This is a genomic window from Acinetobacter sp., assembly GCF_050285345.1.
Lineage (GTDB): Bacteria > Pseudomonadota > Gammaproteobacteria > Pseudomonadales > Moraxellaceae > Acinetobacter.
Genome location: NZ_JBLZXR010000115.1, coordinates 13,470 through 30,699, shown reverse-complemented (window position 1 = coordinate 30,699; position 17,230 = coordinate 13,470). Strand labels below are relative to the sequence as shown.

General features: G+C 37.9%; 14 protein-coding genes. 3 read left to right on the top strand and 11 right to left on the bottom strand.

Annotated features, from left to right (window positions below; all coding sequences use genetic code 11):
- Positions 1-3 precede the first annotated feature (3 nt).
- Positions 4-648, bottom strand: a complete 645-nt coding sequence (locus tag ACN6OV_RS09705; protein ID WP_427952432.1) for a hypothetical protein — start codon at positions 646-648, stop codon at positions 4-6.
- Between the two features lie 337 nt (positions 649-985).
- Here ACN6OV_RS09705 and ACN6OV_RS09700 point away from each other — a divergent pair, with 337 nt between their 5' ends.
- On the top strand, positions 986-1,687 hold the full coding sequence (locus ACN6OV_RS09700; RefSeq protein WP_427952430.1) for an IS1 family transposase: 702 nt from the start codon (positions 986-988) through the stop codon (positions 1,685-1,687).
- A 132-nt stretch (positions 1,688-1,819) separates the two neighbouring features.
- Here ACN6OV_RS09700 and ACN6OV_RS09695 read toward each other — a convergent pair whose 3' ends face one another.
- The 10 genes from ACN6OV_RS09695 to ACN6OV_RS09650 form a co-directional block, all read right to left on the bottom strand.
- Positions 1,820-2,230, bottom strand: a complete 411-nt coding sequence (locus ACN6OV_RS09695; RefSeq protein WP_427952428.1) for a hypothetical protein — start codon at positions 2,228-2,230, stop codon at positions 1,820-1,822.
- 10 nt (positions 2,231-2,240) lie between these two features.
- Entirely contained in the window at positions 2,241-4,547 is a 2,307-nt protein-coding gene (locus ACN6OV_RS09690; protein ID WP_427952426.1) for a fimbria/pilus outer membrane usher protein, read from the bottom strand.
- A gap of 17 nt (positions 4,548-4,564) precedes the next feature.
- Positions 4,565-5,269, bottom strand: coding sequence for a fimbrial biogenesis chaperone (locus ACN6OV_RS09685; RefSeq protein WP_427952424.1), 705 nt, complete (start codon positions 5,267-5,269; stop codon positions 4,565-4,567).
- Between the two features lie 123 nt (positions 5,270-5,392).
- Positions 5,393-5,917 carry a hypothetical protein gene (locus ACN6OV_RS09680; protein WP_427952422.1) on the bottom strand — a complete coding sequence of 175 codons (525 nt, stop codon included), beginning with the start codon at positions 5,915-5,917 and terminating at the stop codon, positions 5,393-5,395.
- Positions 5,918-6,759: 842 nt separating this feature from the next.
- On the bottom strand, positions 6,760-7,572 hold the full coding sequence (locus ACN6OV_RS09675) for an XAC2610-related protein (protein ID WP_427952420.1): 813 nt from the start codon (positions 7,570-7,572) through the stop codon (positions 6,760-6,762).
- 410 nt (positions 7,573-7,982) lie between these two features.
- Positions 7,983-8,999, bottom strand: a complete 1,017-nt coding sequence (gene ilvC / locus ACN6OV_RS09670) for a ketol-acid reductoisomerase (RefSeq protein WP_427952418.1) — start codon at positions 8,997-8,999, stop codon at positions 7,983-7,985.
- Between the two features lie 109 nt (positions 9,000-9,108).
- Positions 9,109-9,600: an acetolactate synthase small subunit gene (ilvN, locus tag ACN6OV_RS09665; RefSeq protein WP_427952416.1), complete on the bottom strand. Its 492-nt coding sequence runs from the start codon at positions 9,598-9,600 to the stop codon at positions 9,109-9,111.
- Complete coding sequence (locus ACN6OV_RS09660) at positions 9,597-11,324, bottom strand: acetolactate synthase 3 large subunit (RefSeq protein ID WP_427952414.1); 1,728 nt, start codon at positions 11,322-11,324, stop codon at positions 9,597-9,599. The genes ilvN and ACN6OV_RS09660 overlap by 4 nt, the downstream gene beginning before the upstream one ends.
- A 672-nt stretch (positions 11,325-11,996) precedes the next feature.
- On the bottom strand, positions 11,997-13,151 hold the full coding sequence (locus ACN6OV_RS09655) for an RNA-guided endonuclease InsQ/TnpB family protein (RefSeq protein ID WP_427952412.1): 1,155 nt from the start codon (positions 13,149-13,151) through the stop codon (positions 11,997-11,999).
- Positions 13,148-13,762, bottom strand: coding sequence for an IS607 family transposase (locus tag ACN6OV_RS09650; protein WP_427952410.1), 615 nt, complete (start codon positions 13,760-13,762; stop codon positions 13,148-13,150). The genes ACN6OV_RS09655 and ACN6OV_RS09650 overlap by 4 nt, the downstream gene beginning before the upstream one ends.
- Positions 13,763-13,984: 222 nt before the next feature.
- Here ACN6OV_RS09650 and ACN6OV_RS09645 point away from each other — a divergent pair, with 222 nt between their 5' ends.
- Both ACN6OV_RS09645 and leuS read left to right on the top strand, forming a co-directional pair.
- Positions 13,985-14,314, top strand: a complete 330-nt coding sequence (locus tag ACN6OV_RS09645; protein WP_427952408.1) for a DUF4124 domain-containing protein — start codon at positions 13,985-13,987, stop codon at positions 14,312-14,314.
- 130 nt (positions 14,315-14,444) lie between these two features.
- Positions 14,445-17,081 carry a leucine--tRNA ligase gene (leuS, locus tag ACN6OV_RS09640; RefSeq protein ID WP_427952406.1) on the top strand — a complete coding sequence of 879 codons (2,637 nt, stop codon included), beginning with the start codon at positions 14,445-14,447 and terminating at the stop codon, positions 17,079-17,081.
- Positions 17,082-17,230: the final 149 nt, after the last annotated feature.

Genomic DNA, 17,230 nt, shown 5'->3' with positions numbered 1-17,230 from the left:
CAATTAACACACTTGGACTACCGGATAAAAAGGTTTACCTAAATCCAGTGTTGCGGCATTTTCCAATAAAATAAACAGAAAAACTGGCAGTAAGGCCAACAGAATAGTGCAGGCATCCTGAAGCTGCTTGCGATTGACTGAACTCTTGTACGTCGCACCACCATGCACCAACTGGTTGCGTAAGGTATACATGCGGTTAAACAGCACCATTAAAATATCGACTGAATCTTTATCGCTCAAAGCACGTAATACTTTTTGCTTTTCTTGAGCCAGCCCTTCACGGCAGGCATCGTGACTAATTTTCTGATTTTGATAATCCCAAAAACCTTGATAAACATAGGGATTATCTAAAAACAGACGAATAGGCTGACTAAAACGCTCCCATAAAAGGTTATAAATTTTATGCTCTGCATCCTTTTGACAAATCAAATGAATAAATTGTCTTAAGCTTTGTTTGTCCTGTGAGGTCTGTAAATCTTGTGCATACATCGCGTTGAAAGACACCCACAGGCTAATAAATTGCAAATCTAAATCACCCTGCAAATCAATAGATTTTCTCAACCAACTTAAGCCACGATGGACACGCAAATTAAATCGGTCGCTATATTCTACCTTTCTGCTTTTAAATATTTCTTCGAGAAGCATCATTCGCTCTTCATTCCAATAGTTTATTTGTTTATTTTTCTAATAATTGAACTTACCGCAATCGTCGACTCAGATGCAATAGAAATACCTGATCGTTCACTTATTTTTATGCTTATAAAAAAACTTTAAAAGATTCAAACCACTTTTTTGAATTAATGAATCCCTCAAAGTCGAATGACTGGTTGATTTGGATAAAAAAAACGATACTGTTCTGCCATAAAAAACCACAGCAGAAACTTAAACTTACAGCGCATTATTTGGTAGTTTCTTGGGTTAAAAATGGGGAGTGTTTCAAAAAGTATGCTAAAAAAAACAGGTTGAATTTTGATAAAGTAGAGAAATGCAAATAACTCTAAAAATCAAATGTCCAACCTGCCTCAGTGACAGTATAAAGAAAAATGATCTCAAAGTAGATGGGAAACAAAATTATCAGTGCAAAGACTGTAAACACCAGTTTATTGGTGACCATGCTCTCAGCTACCTCGGATGTAATTCAGGTATGACTCGTAAAATATTACAGTTCATGGTCAGAGGTAGTGGTATACGAGATATTGCTGAGGTTCAGCGTATCAGTATTGGTAAAGTTTTACGGACTCTAACTGAATCAACATATCAAATTCAACCTAAACAAAATCATTATGACTCTCTCGAAGTAGATGAATTTTGGACTTTTGTCGGGAATAAGAATAACAAACAATGGCTTATTTACGCCTATCATCGAGAAACAGGTGAGATTGTTGCTTATGTTTGGGGTAAAAGAGATTTGGCTACAGTCCAACGACTGAAAGCAAAGCTTAAACAATTAGGTATTCACTATGCTCGAATTGCAAGTGATCATTGGGACAGTTTCATAACAGCTTTTAAAAACTGCAAGCAAAGTATTGGTAAATTTTTTACTGTAGGCATTGAAGGTAATAATTGCAGAATAAGACATCGAATTAGGCGCAGTTTTAGAAAGAGCTGTAATTTTTCAAAAAAGCTTGAAAACCATTTAAAAGCCTTCGACCTAACCTTCTTTTACATGAATAATGGTTTTATTTAATGGCAGCATACTTTTTGAAACACCACACAAAAATGATAATAAAAAGCCGTCAATGTTTAAAATTGGCGGCTACTGATCACTAGAGCTTAATTACAAAAAACTTTGCTTTTAAACCAGTCCATAAAACAGCAGTTAAAAAATCAAGCTAACATATAAATCATCGGTATAGTCACCTGCTGGTGTTAATGCATTAGGACGTTCGACTAGTTGAACAGTAACTGTATATTGATTTGCACCAGATGCACTCATAGGCGAACCCCAACGCGAGCTTGAACCTCCCGAAACATTCATTTGCGTTTGTAACCGGCCTAAGCGGCCATTGGTTAAATAGCTTCGACCCGATGAACCTTCAGCATTGCGCGACCTAAACTGAATAGCATATTTTTGGTCGCAATTTACTTTAATCGACAACGCTGTACGGGTTTGTGTCGTAGCATTGAGCTGAAGCTGGCTTGAGCTCATTCGATCAATTTGACATTGCTGTGCATGTCCACTCACTGCCACCATCATTCCTACTAATCCTAGGAAATAATTCATTTTCATCTCATCCTCCTTACTCACAGACAACACGCATCGGTTGAGCATTGGCTGTGGAATCTTTAGCTTCTTTCTCTGTGATATTCAAATCAAATGAACATGTTGAGTTATCACCATAAAGAATTGTCATTTTATGAGTTCCAGAGGTCACACCATATAAAGTGACTGAACCATCTGATGTAATTGGATAAACATCACCATTCTCAAGATGGAGTTCTGAACCTGGCTTAAAGCTTGTCCCATTTTCATCTTCTGGCTGTATGGTCAGCATAAAAGTATGCTGAATAGGAAAATTCACCACATATCCGCGCTGATTAAGTGCAGTTAAAGGTTTAGATGAAGCATCATATTTTTCTTCAATCGGTAACTGATTTTCATCAAAACCAATATCATATTGAATATAAGGCACAATATCGTGCACAAAGGCATAACCCTTTTTATTGGTTTTTTCGACAGGATTTAAAGCACTAAGCACGTCAATATTTGCATAGTCACCCACCTGTACAACAGCAAAAGCATTACTAATCGATTTAGTAAAATTCACTCGCCCATCTAAGAATGCAATAGCACCGCTATAACCAATAGTTGAATCACTTTCGTGCTCATATTGATAATGCTGTACACTCAAGTCACCAGCGCGGGTTTTAGCCACTGCATTAAAATTGGCAATATTTTCTTCCTGTCGACGGTTAACGCCAACCGCATAGTCCAATCCAACTTGCCTGCCGCTATCATGCACATATTGCAAACTAGCATTTTCATCATTCGATGCATAATTCAAATAGACTTTATTTCGTGTATCGAAATTATAGGTAGCACTTAAAATCCCACCGCTTTCCTTAATTTCACCAAAACGTTGAAAATACCCCAACCCCAAGGAAATGTTATTTCCAATTAAACGACTAAAACCGATATTGAAAACTTTGTCATCAGTAAATGGGGTATTACTATCCTGATAATATTTTTGTTCTGCATAACTCACATTTATATTTTGAAAAAATGGTACTTCACTAAATGTCAGATAGGCAAAATTTTCAAATTTAGGTACAGCATTATCCAATAATGGATCATCTCCCACATATCTAAAATTTTCTTCCGAATATTTAGAACTCATACCCATGGACATACGACCAAATTCTTTACTTAAAGATAAACCATATAAAAACTTTGAACCCTCATTTGAATGAGCATTCAAAATAAGAGTATCCAAAACTACAAAATACGGTAGTCCCTGAGTCCAAGTAATCCCCATATTTTGTAGATCTTCTGTATAGGAAATATTCGTCCCCAAAGAAGTCGTTTCCTTAATCCCTTTGCGGTAATAAAAATTCGCTAAAAAATCACGGTAATCATCACTAGAGGAGTAGTAGTTATAGCGAAGTTTACCCAAGGAAATATTGTATTCACTCAGGCCTTTACGTAACAGTTTATTATTGATCAAAACAGGTAATGTTCTAACACTTCGATTACCTAGCACATCCTCAACCACAATTTGTGCATTACCTGTGTAATTAACCTGAGATCCCGTCTGTAGTACATAATCGCCAGGACTTACTCTTTGATTATAAATTTTGACGCCATTCATATACAGTTCTACTGTCGATGGTAATCTAGCAGAGCCCTGCAACTGAGGCGTATTCCAATAAACAAAACCAGGACGCTCTAAATAGTTTGTCCCCCAGTTGATCCCAGCAAAACGCAATGTATTAAAAAAAGAATTGGATGCCGTTGTTGTATCACCCAAGGTGAGTTTGGTTAGTTTATCAGGAAAGTCGATATCTAAACTTGTACCCAATCGTACTGTTTTTTCATCCATCGACTCACTGTTATACAACATAGAGTTTTTAAAAAACCAGAAATTTTTAAAAACTCCTAAATCCACTAAACCATTATATCCTTTCAAAAATTCTGAGTGGTTATATTGCATTTCATAATTGATAAATCCACCTAAACTCGCTTTTTGTGGGCGATCAAACTCATAATCACCATAACGCCCAGTTAAAAAGTATTGGCTTGGAATTGTTAATTTAATAGATTGACTTTCTTCATCAAAATCAGCCAACATTGGGTCTTTTGAAACTAGACAATAATCGTTAGCGCTATCCAGTTTAACTAAGCTTTTTGTATCAATATTACGATTAGTCAATAAAGTACATTCAATATAATAATTTGAATCACGCTTGATTAAGGTTGCATCTACATTTTGATTAAGATTATTTATCCATAAATTGGTAATGAAATTTTCACTTGTTAATTCATTTGCATTTGCACTCATAACCAAGAAAACATTCATTATGACTATTATTTTTTTGTTTATAGCCATATTAACTCTCCCAATTGTTAGCTAAATAATTTCATCTCAATCGCTTTTTTCGAGTTATTTGTTTCAAGTACAACGTTGTATTTTTTGACATTAGTTAAATCAACATTATCTAAATCATAAAACATTTTTTGCTTAGCCAGAACATATGCCATGGTTTCACTACTGAAAACTACTTTTTTCTGCTCATCTAATATTTTCAGTTTAGTTACTTGCACATGAGAATTAGCTAAATTATTCAAAACCAATTTATTATTTTGCACTTCAAAATTAACTTTAACATCATCCTTCTTACCAACAAATACAGGTAAATTAAAATTTACTAAAAATTTAACCATAGTCTGATTACCTATTGGAGTAATCTCATCGATAACAATTCGCCACGCCTCTTCAGTTTTAGTGTTTAAAGTGGCTGCTATAGATGGTGTAAAACCCACACGAATAGCTTGTCGTTTATTTGGCTGTAAAATAAAGTTTTTAGGGTTGATAATAATATTATTATCCGGTTCTAAAACATTTTCACCTTGTGCATTTTGCGTCCACTTAAATACCTTAACTTCAAAAACCCTTTTTTCTGTTTCATCAACAGACTCTAAGGTTAATGTCGTCGACTTTTGCTTATTAGGATTCTCAATAAACATCTGTACAGGCGAGACTGAAACCCCAGCAAAAATATTGAAGGTAAACAGCAGTGACGTCATCAAAACCAATAATTTACTTTTCATTATCTAGCTCTTTTTAATTGTAATTAATCTGACTCATTGCTGACAACAAGCCAGATTTTATATTAAATTTTCTTTTTATATGTCACTGAAGCATGCTGTTATTTATTAACAGCAGTTTACAGTTTAGTAATACACACGGATTTTGTATGTATCAGTATAATCACCAGCTGCTGTTGTTGCCGGCACAGCTGCTTTAGTACGGGCTGTTACAGTGAAGTTATCGACTGATAAGCCAGCATAGTTATTGTTACCCCAAGATGGAGTAGATGGACCTGCGCTGCCTGAGTTTTTAGTAGTTGTAATTACTGTACTGATTTTATTCCCACTACCATTTTTAACAAATGTGTTTGGATCAGTACCAGCATTTGCTGTACTTAAGTTCAGAATATAATGCGTATTTGTTGTTACGCTATAAGTTGAAGTAGCATTACTTGCATCTGTTTTTAATACTAAATCTTTTGGATCAGAAATAGTACATTTTTTAGGCATATGCAATTTAATTGGAATATCTTTGCTACAACCCATTTCTGTACAGCCTTTCCAGCGGTCATTATTACCACCTGATTTTGCTGCCTCATCTGCAAAAGCGCCTGCTGAGCATGCACCGAGTACTAATGCTGCTAAAGCAGCTTGCGTCATCTTATTCATAATACTTCTCCATTCTCATTTGAGATTTATTAGTATGCGCAGCAAAGGGTTTTATGTAGAAAAACTACTTAATTCATATTTCCCTAAGTGCTGACCCATTCTTAACCAAGTAAAAATAAAAAAAACCCATTAATGATTATTCATATGAAAATTCATTTAAATTATTTTTTCCTTACGTTAAAAATATATTATTGTTTTTTAAATAAATTTATAATAATACTGATTTTAAATTTTTCTATCCCTATCCCAAATTCTTGGGATTTTACAACTATCCCTATTTTTGGGGATATTTTATCTTATTGTTTTTATACTAAAAAGTAGGCATCCTTCAAACATAGAATGTTACATCTTTCGCAAATAATTTATAAAATAGCTCAAATTAAAACTTAAATCATTTTTTATTAGTTGATAATTCAACCAATAAAATAGAATAATTCGATCAAAAATAAAAATCGATCAAAAAAAAGAATATACAACCCCTAGTTTTAGGTATGTCTTTTATACATAAAAACATGAAACACATCACAAACTATTATTAGTTTGCAACAAAAACCTATTTCCACTTAACTCTAAAGTATCAAAAAGAATAGTAATATTACGTTTATATAAATTTCGATTAACTTATTTACCACTCGTTTGATGATTCTCAATTTCTTAGTAGTCTTTCTAATTACACGATTTTTCACATATTGACATTAAAATATGCCCTATCCACCAACAATTTTCTAATCTTTTTTTATTCACAAATTTATGATTTAACTTTATCTATCACATTCATGATTAAGTAAAATATATAAATAAAAAAAGCCTCAGATTTCTGAGGCTTTTATGTGTTTTTATTCTTAATTTATACGATACAATAAACCTTGATCTACAAGATAGATTTGCCCTTGGCCAAAATCAATGTGTTGAATCTCCCCTTTTAACGTTGGAAAACCCACTATTTTTTCTAATTGGGGTGCTCTTTGAAATTGGTGAGTTTTCGGATTATACATCCAATAAATAAAACGCTTATCTTCTATTTTTAAGCCATCAGATGTATCTGATAACACTACATCATAGTAACCATCAAAATTTACATCCAAGAAACCAATACTATTACCAAAAGCATTAAACCCTTCCAGTGTCTGCATGACCTGTCCATTATTTTTATTTATCACATCTACACGTTTTATAGAACGCCCATAAGGTTGATCCTCTCCTTGCACCCCATAAAACTTAAACAACAAAACTGGCTTATCTAAGGCCTTAAATGCGGGCTCAAATTGCAATGATAAAGATGCACCTTGTTCAATCAAAGTCACTTTGAGCGCACCAGTATTCGCATTTAGCACCCCTGTCAGTTGATAACTGCTATTTACTGGCGGCTCTGCCTGAACAGCTATAGACTGTAGATTGAGTTGATCACCTTTTTGTATGCCTTTAAAGCTGACACGTTTTGGGTTTTGTAAATCAACAAGCGTGCCATGTGGATTCCAAATGCCCGCATACAAATCTAAAAAATAACGCCCATCGGTAGATTTCAGCATACGTTGCATGGAAATACGTACATCAGATAAGGGTTTAAGTGACTCCTGCTCAAGCTGCGGCGTTTCAGCAAAGCTGAATAACGGAATAAATAAAGATACAATCAAGGAAATTTTTAATGTTTTCATTTATAAACCACACCTCATTTATTATGAATTACGCCCACTCTATCACAACATAAATACAGCACAGCTAAAGTCAATATAGGAGTTTTGCAACGAAGCTTAAAATCAATTCAGCATAAAAACCTATATATTTTAAAGCAATTCAGGCCACATCTCCTAGCTCTTCTTATTAAAATCCAAATCTAAATGATTATTCCTATAATAAAAACCCACTCATTTTGAGTGGATCTTCGCCTTCAAATCAATTGATTCGAGAAATTAGTTCTTTTCTTTATCCACGATTTTTTTCACTTAAATCCAAGGTACGAAAAGAAAGGAAAGCTCTGCTTTCCTTTCTTTGAGGCACGTAACTTTAGACATTAAAAAACCCACTAAAAATGAGTGGGTTTTTTCAAATCAATTTATTCGAGAAATTAGTTTTTCTCTTTATCAACGATTTTGTTTGCTTGAATCCAAGGCATCATCGCGCGTAATTTGCCACCAGTCACTTCGATACCGTGAGCTGCGTTTTGACGACGACGAGCTGTCATTGATGGATAGTTCAATGCACCTTCGTTAATGAACATCTTCGCATATTCACCAGATTGAATACGTTTAAGCGCATTACGCATCGCTTCACGAGACTGTTCGTTGATTACCTCAACACCAGTTACGTATTCGCCGTATTCAGCATTGTTCGATACTGAGTAGTTCATGTCCGCGATACCGCCTTCGAACATTAAGTCAACGATCAATTTAAGTTCGTGTAGACATTCGAAGTATGCCATTTCTGGTGCATAACCTGCTTCAACCAAAGTTTCGAAGCCCATTTTAACCAACTCAACCGCACCGCCACAAAGAACTGCTTGCTCACCGAATAAATCAGTTTCAGTTTCTTCACGGAATGAAGTTTCGATAATACCCGTACGACCGCCACCAACGCCTGAAGCGTATGAAAGCGCAACGTTACGTGCATTACCAGAAGCATCTTGATGCACAGCAATTAGATCAGGTACACCTGAACCACGTTGGAATTCTGAACGTACAGTGTGACCAGGTGCCTTCGGTGCAACCATGATTACGTCAAGGTCAGCACGTGGAACAACTTGGTTGTAAAGTACAGAGAAACCGTGAGCAAATGCGAGAGTCGCACCTTCTTTGATGTTTGGCTCAATTACATCACGGTAAAGTTGAGATTGGAATTCATCTGGAGTTAGAATCATTACAAGGTCAGCTTGAGCTACAGCAGCAGGTACTTCTGAAACTTTAAGACCAGCATTTTCAGCTTTTTTCCAAGAAGTAGAGCCTGCACGTAAACCTACAGTTACGTCAACGCCTGAATCTTTAAGGTTAAGCGCATGTGCGTGACCTTGTGAACCATAACCAATGATTGCTACTTTTTTGCCTTGGATGATAGATAAATCTGTGTCTTTATCGTAAAAAATTTGCATTGCTGTCTCCGCTAAAATGCTTTTGTTTCCTTTCACTGAACACGGTGATGTTGTGTGCTTATTCACAGTGTTCAGCCCTCATCCGAAAATGAAGTAAATAAATTTTAAATTAGATGGTTAAAACTTTTTCGCCACGTGCGATGCCAGATACGCCTGAACGCACAACTTCAAGAATTGTATTTTCAGCCAAAGCATCAATAAAACCATCAATCTTTTCAGTTGTACCTGCGATTTGAACGGTATAAGTCGTTGGCGTTACATCAACCACTTGTCCGCGGAAAATATCCGCAGTACGTTTAATCTCAGCACGTGCTGAACCCAATGCTTTGACTTTAATCAGCATCAGTTCACGTTCAATATGCGCACCTTCAGACAAATCTACAACCTTCACAACTTCAACCAGCTTGTTTAATTGTTTGGTGATTTGCTCGATCTTGTGGTCATCGCCATACGTTGTCAACGTTAAACGTGACAACGTTGGGTCTTCAGTAGGTGCTACGTTCAAAGTCTCAATGTTATAACCACGTTGAGAAAACAAACCCACTAAACGTGAAAGCGCACCTGCTTCGTTTTCCATGAGTACAGAAATAATGTGTCTCATTGTGTACGCTCCCCTTTGCCTAACCACATATCCTTCATAGACTGACCAGCAATCAACATTGGATAGACGTGCTCAGTACGGTCAACCATCACGTTAATAAATACGCATTTGTCGTTAATTGCCATGGCTTCTGCAAGCTTAGACTCAAGCTCATCTGCATGGTTAATTTCAATGCCTACATGACCGTATGCTTCCATCAATTTAGGGAAGTCTGGAAGTGACTCAACATAAGAGCTTGAGTGGCGACCTTCATAGTTCATATCTTGCCATTGCTTCACCATACCGAGTGCACGGTTGTTCAAGCATAGAATTTTTACATTTAAGCCATATTGCTTACATGTAGAAAGTTCTTGGATACACATCTGAATCGATGCTTCACCTGTAATACACACCACTTGTTGATCTGGGAATGCCAATTTTGCAGCCATTGCGTATGGTAGGCCCACACCCATCGTACCTAGACCACCTGAGTTGATCCATTGACGTGGGCGCGTGTATTTGTAATACAACGCACCAAACATTTGGTGCTGACCCACATCAGAAGTAATGATCGCTTGGCTATTGGTAATTTTGTCCAATGCTTCCACCACTTGCTGTGGCTTCATGCTGCCATCAGTTGGCTTGTCATAATTCAAACCATGAACTTGACGCCATTCATTAATTTGTTTCCACCAAGCCGCAATATCTTCAGGATTTGGCTTAGATACATTTAACTGCTTCAACTGTGCTAACATTTCTGTCAATACAGGTTCAACTGCACCTACAATTGGAATATGCGCCATAATCGTTTTTGAAATCGTCGCAGGGTCAATATCAATATGAATGACTTTGGCATTTGGACAGAATTTCGCAGGATTATTGGTCACACGGTCATCGAAACGCGCCCCCACACACAGAATTACATCTGCATTATGCATGGTCATGTTCGCTTCGTAAGTCCCATGCATGCCCAACATACCGATGAATTGTTCATCGTTACCCGGATAAGCACCCAGACCCATCAAGGTACTGGTTACTGGGTAGCCCAATAAATGCGCCAACTCAGTCAATTGCGCTGATGCATTACCCTGAACCACTCCACCACCTGAATAAATGATTGGACGTTTTGCATGGATTAATTCATCAATCGCTTTACGAATTTGACCTGAGTGACCACGATGTGGCGGTTGATACGAACGCATCTTCACTTTTTCAGGATATTCGTACGCAAATTTTTCCGCTGGGTTTGTCGCATCTTTTGGAATATCAACAACTACAGGACCCGGACGACCTGATGAAGCAATATAGAATGCTTTTTTAATGATCGCAGGAATTTCGCTTGCATGACGTACTTGGAAACTGTGTTTTACGATTGGGCGAGAAATACCAACCATATCCGTTTCTTGGAACGCATCCTCCCCGATAAGATGGCTTGCAACCTGACCAGACAAAATCACCATTGGGATTGAGTCCATATATGCCGTTGCAATTGGAGTTACGGTATTTGTCGCACCCGGACCAGATGTCACAAGGACCACACCGGTCTTACCCGTTACACGTGAGTAAGCATCAGCCATATGACCTGCGGCTTGCTCGTGGCGCACGAGGTAATGATTGATTTTTTCTTGTTGAAATAGCGCGTCGTAAATATGGAGTACTGCGCCGCCTGGGTATCCAAAAACATGTTCAACGCCTTCGTCCGCTAAAGCGCGAACAAGCATTTCACCACCAGATAAAAGTTCCAACGTGATTCACCCTAATCTTTTTTCACGCACAAATGGAGGGCATTTGTCGTGGTTAATTCATTAACTGTGTGCTCTGTTATAGCACACAAATTTCATAGTTTTCATAGCAATAAGAAAAAAATCTGACCTGCTTGCTGTTTGAGCAATATGGGGTCTAAAACATGTTGGGATAAACATATTTTGTTGGCTTTGTTCAACTTCTCGGCTAGAGAAGAAGTCCATTGCTAAAATGTACTTATTCGAAGGGTGATCGATCTAAGACATATAAAACTAAAGACAGCATTTTTGTAGTTTCAAACACTAAAGTCAAGTTTAAAAATCGGCTTTTTTCTGATTAATTACAGACCGTTTGTTTTTTAGGCATTGTGCGACACTTCACATTCTTTATAGTTGAATGACTCATAACTGAATATTCGCATTCCCATAAAATACTTTTATAAATCTAATAAATAAATTAAATGATTCATCCCTATTTATTCCAACATGAAATATCGTTCTGACTTGACGGTGTCATTTTGCAGTTAAACCAACCGTTATTTAAAACCTACTCAAACCTACTTACGTGGGTTTGATGTTTAATTCCTACTTCATCGTTAAGAACCAATTGCTATTGCTTTTGGGATTACCTCAACTCCATAGGCTGTCACGGTGTAACTCACCGCCATTGGTAACTTAGATAGCTACCAATTCTTTATCTGCATATCTTAGAATATTAATAGCAGCATTAATATCCCTGTTGTTAACGGTGTTACATGAACACCTCCACTCACGCATTGATAGTGTTAAGTTTTGATTTAACTCACCACATTGTGAACACATTTTACTACTTGGAAAGAATCTTCCGACAGAAAGGATGGACTTTCCATGTTGTGCAGCTTTATAGATTAATTGTCGCTTGAACTCATGAAACCCCATATCTGATATGGCTCTTGAGAGTTTACGATTTTGCACCATACCCTTTACATTTAAATCTTCAACTGCAATCACATCGAATCGCTTAACCAAATCTGATGTAATTTGATGAAGATTGTTTTTTCTTAGGCATGATATTTTGTAGTGCAAACGAGAGAGCTTGGTTTTCGCTTTTTCTCTATTTTGACTACCTTTCTTTTTACGGCTAAAAGACTTTGATAGCCTTCTTAGCTTGGCAAGTTGTTTTTTTAGTGGCGTACTTGATGGGATAACCTCACCATTGGATAAGGTGGCTAGATTAGAAACACCTAAATCAATACCAGTAGACAAACCTGTTTTTGGATGCAACTTTGCAATTTGATTTAACTCAACAGTAATCGAAGCAAACCACTTGCCTCCATGTTTGAATATTTTTGCAGATAATATTTTCCCTTGATAACGCAAATCCTCAGTCATTTTCACCCAACCTAAATTTGGGATACTGATTTTTCTATCTTTAATGCGGAATTGGTCGTTTGACAATGAAAAGCGATCATCTATACCTTTTTTTCTAGGTCTAGGATATTTTGATTGACCATTAAAAAAACGATTAAATGAATTACCTAATTGTTTGATAGCAAGCTGTGGAGCACATTTAGTCACTTTCAGCATAAAAGGGTATTTATCACGCTTAAATGAATTTAGGTGCTTTCTGATTTTAGCTTCGGATGGTTTGTTTAGGAGTTTTTTATCGACTTCAACGCCATAATATTCACATTGATCTCGATATTCTTTATCCGCTTTATATTGGCGTTCCCACTCTTTTAAAGCCCAATTATACGATAAACGTGCAACACCACTTGCTTGTGCAAAATGGCTTGCTTGCTTATTATTTGGCATCAATTGGATTACATGCCCTCGTATAAATTGGCTCATAGTGCGTCTTTAACCGCCTGTATTAGCTTTTGATTTTTCTTGCTACGGCTACCATACAACCTTGCTGAAAACACAGTGATAATCTCCAAAACATCTTGAGCAAGTTCTTCCTCAAAAGATAAATTTTCACCTTTATTTAGAATAACGATTTCAACATTTTTAGCTTCACACAATGCGAAAACCAATTCAGCTCCAAAACGCAATAAACGATCCTTGTGAGTTAAAACTAAACGCCCAATTTCGTCATTCATAATCGCTTCAAGTAGCTTATTTAAACCTTTTTTCTTGTAGTTCATACCAGAACCCAAATCAGAAATTAATTCAAACGTCCAACCTTGATTTGCACAGTACATTTCAAGAACTTGTTGTTGACGAATTAAATCTTCCTTTTGGTCATGACTAGATACCCTTGCGTATGCAATGGTTTTTCTTTGGTGTTGACTGTCGAGCTTATGTATTTGCTCAGGCGTAATCTTACTCAGATCATATCGTCTGTGATTTTTAGGGGTTCGATCTGCAACCAAAGTGCCTTCCTCATCCCAACGTCTTAATGTTTGAATGGAAACACCTAGGGTTTTAGCTGCAATGCTAATACTTACATATTTACTCATACTGTATATATTAATGCAGATATAGGTAGATTTCAATTAGCAGTTACCAACCCTCTTTTATGTCTGTATTTTAAACACTTAACTTTGCTTTTACGTTATATTTTAATCCTGCTAATGATCTATCTATTCTTGAGAAAAACATAGATTCTGTGCATAAAAAAGTGCAAAATTTTAGATATTGATTGACCATATTCATTAGAATAATTTAGGGGTTTACCTGTGATGAAAACCGTATTTACTCAGCCAGTTTGTTTACTATTTTCAGTTGCTGCTTTGATCTGTTCGAGCCAAGTGTCTGCCAAAGAATATTACAAATGGGTCGATGCCAAAGGCTCAACGCATTACACCACAACCCCACCACCCAAAAATGCACAGCGCAAAGGTAAAGTGAATACTTATGGTGGCAGTCAATCGACACAGACAACTTCTGCGAAAAGTGCTGAACAGGTTTCACGTGAAGCGGAGCATGCTGAGCAGCAACAAGCAGAGCAACAACGTGAAGCCAATGAAGCATTGCGCCAAGGGCAAGCGGTAGCAGCGGCACCGCAATAAGAATCAATTTATAGTTTAAATGAACTGATTTATTTACCTCAGCTCACCGCACAAAATTCACTATTGGGGTGATTTTGCGCTATGCTGTAGCACAAACTTTTTTTCAACTGTTATTATTAAATTTACGTTTATGACTACTCACATTGACCCTGAATATCAAGCCAGTGCGATTGAACCAACAGTCCAAAAAGACTGGGAAACTCGCAAAGCCTTTAAAGTTGCCGACCAAGTAGAGGGACCGCGTCGTTATATCCTCTCGATGTTCCCTTATCCAAGCGGCAAACTGCATATGGGTCATGTGCGTAACTACACCATTGGTGACGTAATCAGTCGTTTCCACCGTTTACAAGGTGAAACTGTTCTACAACCAATGGGTTGGGATGCTTTTGGTCTACCTGCTGAAAACGCTGCGATTGCCCATCAAGTTGCGCCTGCAAAATGGACTTTTGAAAATATCGCTTACATGCGTGACCAATTGAAAAAATTGGGTCTGTCTGTCGATTGGGATCGTGAATTTGCCACTTGCACCCCTGAATACTACCGCTGGGAACAATGGTTATTCGTTCAGCTGTATAAAAAAGGCTTGATCTACCGTAAGCTTTCTACCGTGAACTGGGATCCAGTCGATCAAACTGTTTTGGCGAATGAACAAGTTGAAAATGGTCGTGGCTGGCGTTCAGGCGCATTGGTTGAAAAACGTGATATTCCAATGTACTACTTCCGCATTACCGATTATGCACAAGAGTTATTGGATGATTTAGAAACGCTTAAAGACGGTTGGCCACAACAAGTTTTAACCATGCAACGTAACTGGATTGGTCGCTCACAAGGGATGGATATTACTTTCCCTTCAGCAAATCCAGAGGTTTATGCAGATGGCTTAACTGTATTTACTACACGTGCCGATACCTTAATGGGTGTGACCTATGTTGCGGTTGCAGCGGAACATCCAATGGCGTTAAAAGCAGCTGCTATTCAAGAAGCCGCAGGCAATCCTGAATTGGCTGCATTTATTGAAGAGTGCCGTATGGGTTCTGTTGCAGAAGCTGATTTGGCCACTGCTGAAAAGAAAGGCATGGCAACAGGTTTATCAGTTAAACATCCTGTGACTGGCGAAGAAGTTCCCGTTTGGATTGCCAACTACGTATTGATGTCTTACGGTTCTGGCGCGGTGATGGCGGTGCCTGCACACGACGAGCGTGACTTCGAATTTGCCAATAAATACGGCTTAACCATCAAGCAAGTGATTGATGCCAAAGGCGCAGATGATAGCGATTTTAATGCAAGCCAATGGCAAGAATGGTACGGCTCGAAAGAAGGAAAATTGGTCAATTCAGGTGAATTTGATGGCCTAGAGTTCCAAGCAGCTTATGATGCCCTCCTTGCAAAATTAGAACCAACTGGTTTAGCAAGTTCTAAAGTTCAATTCCGTTTACGTGACTGGGGTGTATCTCGTCAACGTTACTGGGGTTGCCCAATTCCAATGATCAACTGTGAAAAATGTGGTCAAGTCCCTGTTCCAGAAGATCAATTACCTGTGGTATTACCGACGGATGTTGTTCCAGACGGTTCCGGTAACCCACTAAACAAAATGCCTGAATTCTACCAAACCACTTGCCCATGCTGTGGTGGCGAAGCGCGTCGTGAAACCGATACGTTAGATACCTTCGTAGAGTCATCTTGGTACTATGCGCGCTACGCATCTCCAGATTTTACCGATGGCTTGGTCAAACCTGAAGCAGGTCAAACTTGGCTGCCTGTGAACCAATATATTGGCGGTGTAGAACACGCGATTCTGCATTTACTGTATGCGCGTTTCTTCCACAAATTGATGCGTGATGAAGGTGTAGTTCAAGGCAACGAACCATTCACCAACTTGTTAACGCAAGGTATGGTGCTTGCAGATACTTACTACCGTGAAGCAGATTCTGGCAAGAAAACATGGTTTAACCCTGCCGACATCGAGCTTGAACGTGACGAAAAAGGTCGCATTACTTCTGCCAAATACCAAGGTGATGGTCAGGAAGTGACTGTTGGCGGTCAAGAAAAAATGTCGAAATCGAAAAATAACGGTATCGACCCACAATCAATTATTGACCAATACGGCGCAGATACTGCACGTGTGTTCATGATGTTTGCCGCACCACCAGATCAATCACTTGAATGGTCAGATGCAGGGGTTGAGGGCGCGAACCGTTTCTTAAAACGTGTATGGCGCCTTGCTGCGAGCTTCCTTGAAAAAGGTAATGCTGCGACTCAATTTGATGCTGCGAAACTTTCAACAGCGGCACAAGATTTACGTCGTAAAACGCATGAAACCATTCAAAAAGTGGGTGATGATATTGCACGTCGTCATGCCTTTAACACTGCAATTGCAGCGATGATGGAATTATTGAATGCAAATAATAAGTTTGAAGCAAACGATGATAGCGATGTTGCCGTTGCACGTGAATCTATCACTACGCTTTTAATCTTGCTTGCACCATTTGCACCACATTTAAGTCAGACTTTATTGACTGAGTTTGGTCTGGACTTAACACAAGTGCAATTCCCAACGGTTGATGAGTCGGCATTGACACGCAATACACAAACCATTGTGGTTCAAGTGAATGGTAAGCTTCGCGGTAAATTGGAAGTATCTGTCGATGCATCTAAAGATGAGATTCTAGCTCAAGCTAAAGCATTGCCAGAAGTTCAGCAATTCTTGACAGGTCCAACCAAGAAAGAAATTGTCGTGCCAAATAAACTCGTGAATTTAGTGGTTTAATTCCTTATAGCTCCTTTTCCCTCTGGGATGAGGAATATATTCCGCAAGGGGATGAGGGATATTAAAAATAAATAAACCTCTCCCCTTGCGAAACAGTGTTTCTCATCTCCTAAAAGGAGAGGGAATTAAAGGATTTCACAATTCCCAAA

What these genes read in the sequence shown, in the direction of transcription:
- ACN6OV_RS09680 (WP_427952422.1), bottom strand. Translation starts at nt 5,917, where the DNA reads ATGAATAAGATGACGCAAGCTGCTTTAGCAGCATTAGTACTCGGTGCA.
- leuS (WP_427952406.1), top strand. Translation starts at nt 14,445, where the DNA reads ATGACTACTCACATTGACCCTGAATATCAAGCCAGTGCGATTGAACCA.
- ACN6OV_RS09675 (WP_427952420.1), bottom strand. Translation starts at nt 7,572, where the DNA reads ATGAAAACATTAAAAATTTCCTTGATTGTATCTTTATTTATTCCGTTA.
- ACN6OV_RS09645 (WP_427952408.1), top strand. Translation starts at nt 13,985, where the DNA reads ATGAAAACCGTATTTACTCAGCCAGTTTGTTTACTATTTTCAGTTGCT.
- ACN6OV_RS09695 (WP_427952428.1), bottom strand. Translation starts at nt 2,230, where the DNA reads ATGAAAATGAATTATTTCCTAGGATTAGTAGGAATGATGGTGGCAGTG.
- ACN6OV_RS09690 (WP_427952426.1), bottom strand. Translation starts at nt 4,547, where the DNA reads ATGGCTATAAACAAAAAAATAATAGTCATAATGAATGTTTTCTTGGTT.
- ACN6OV_RS09705 (WP_427952432.1), bottom strand. Translation starts at nt 648, where the DNA reads ATGATGCTTCTCGAAGAAATATTTAAAAGCAGAAAGGTAGAATATAGC.
- ilvN (WP_427952416.1), bottom strand. Translation starts at nt 9,600, where the DNA reads ATGAGACACATTATTTCTGTACTCATGGAAAACGAAGCAGGTGCGCTT.
- ACN6OV_RS09685 (WP_427952424.1), bottom strand. Translation starts at nt 5,269, where the DNA reads ATGAAAAGTAAATTATTGGTTTTGATGACGTCACTGCTGTTTACCTTC.
- ACN6OV_RS09655 (WP_427952412.1), bottom strand. Translation starts at nt 13,151, where the DNA reads ATGAGCCAATTTATACGAGGGCATGTAATCCAATTGATGCCAAATAAT.
- ACN6OV_RS09700 (WP_427952430.1), top strand. Translation starts at nt 986, where the DNA reads ATGCAAATAACTCTAAAAATCAAATGTCCAACCTGCCTCAGTGACAGT.
- ilvC (WP_427952418.1), bottom strand. Translation starts at nt 8,999, where the DNA reads ATGCAAATTTTTTACGATAAAGACACAGATTTATCTATCATCCAAGGC.
- ACN6OV_RS09650 (WP_427952410.1), bottom strand. Translation starts at nt 13,762, where the DNA reads ATGAGTAAATATGTAAGTATTAGCATTGCAGCTAAAACCCTAGGTGTT.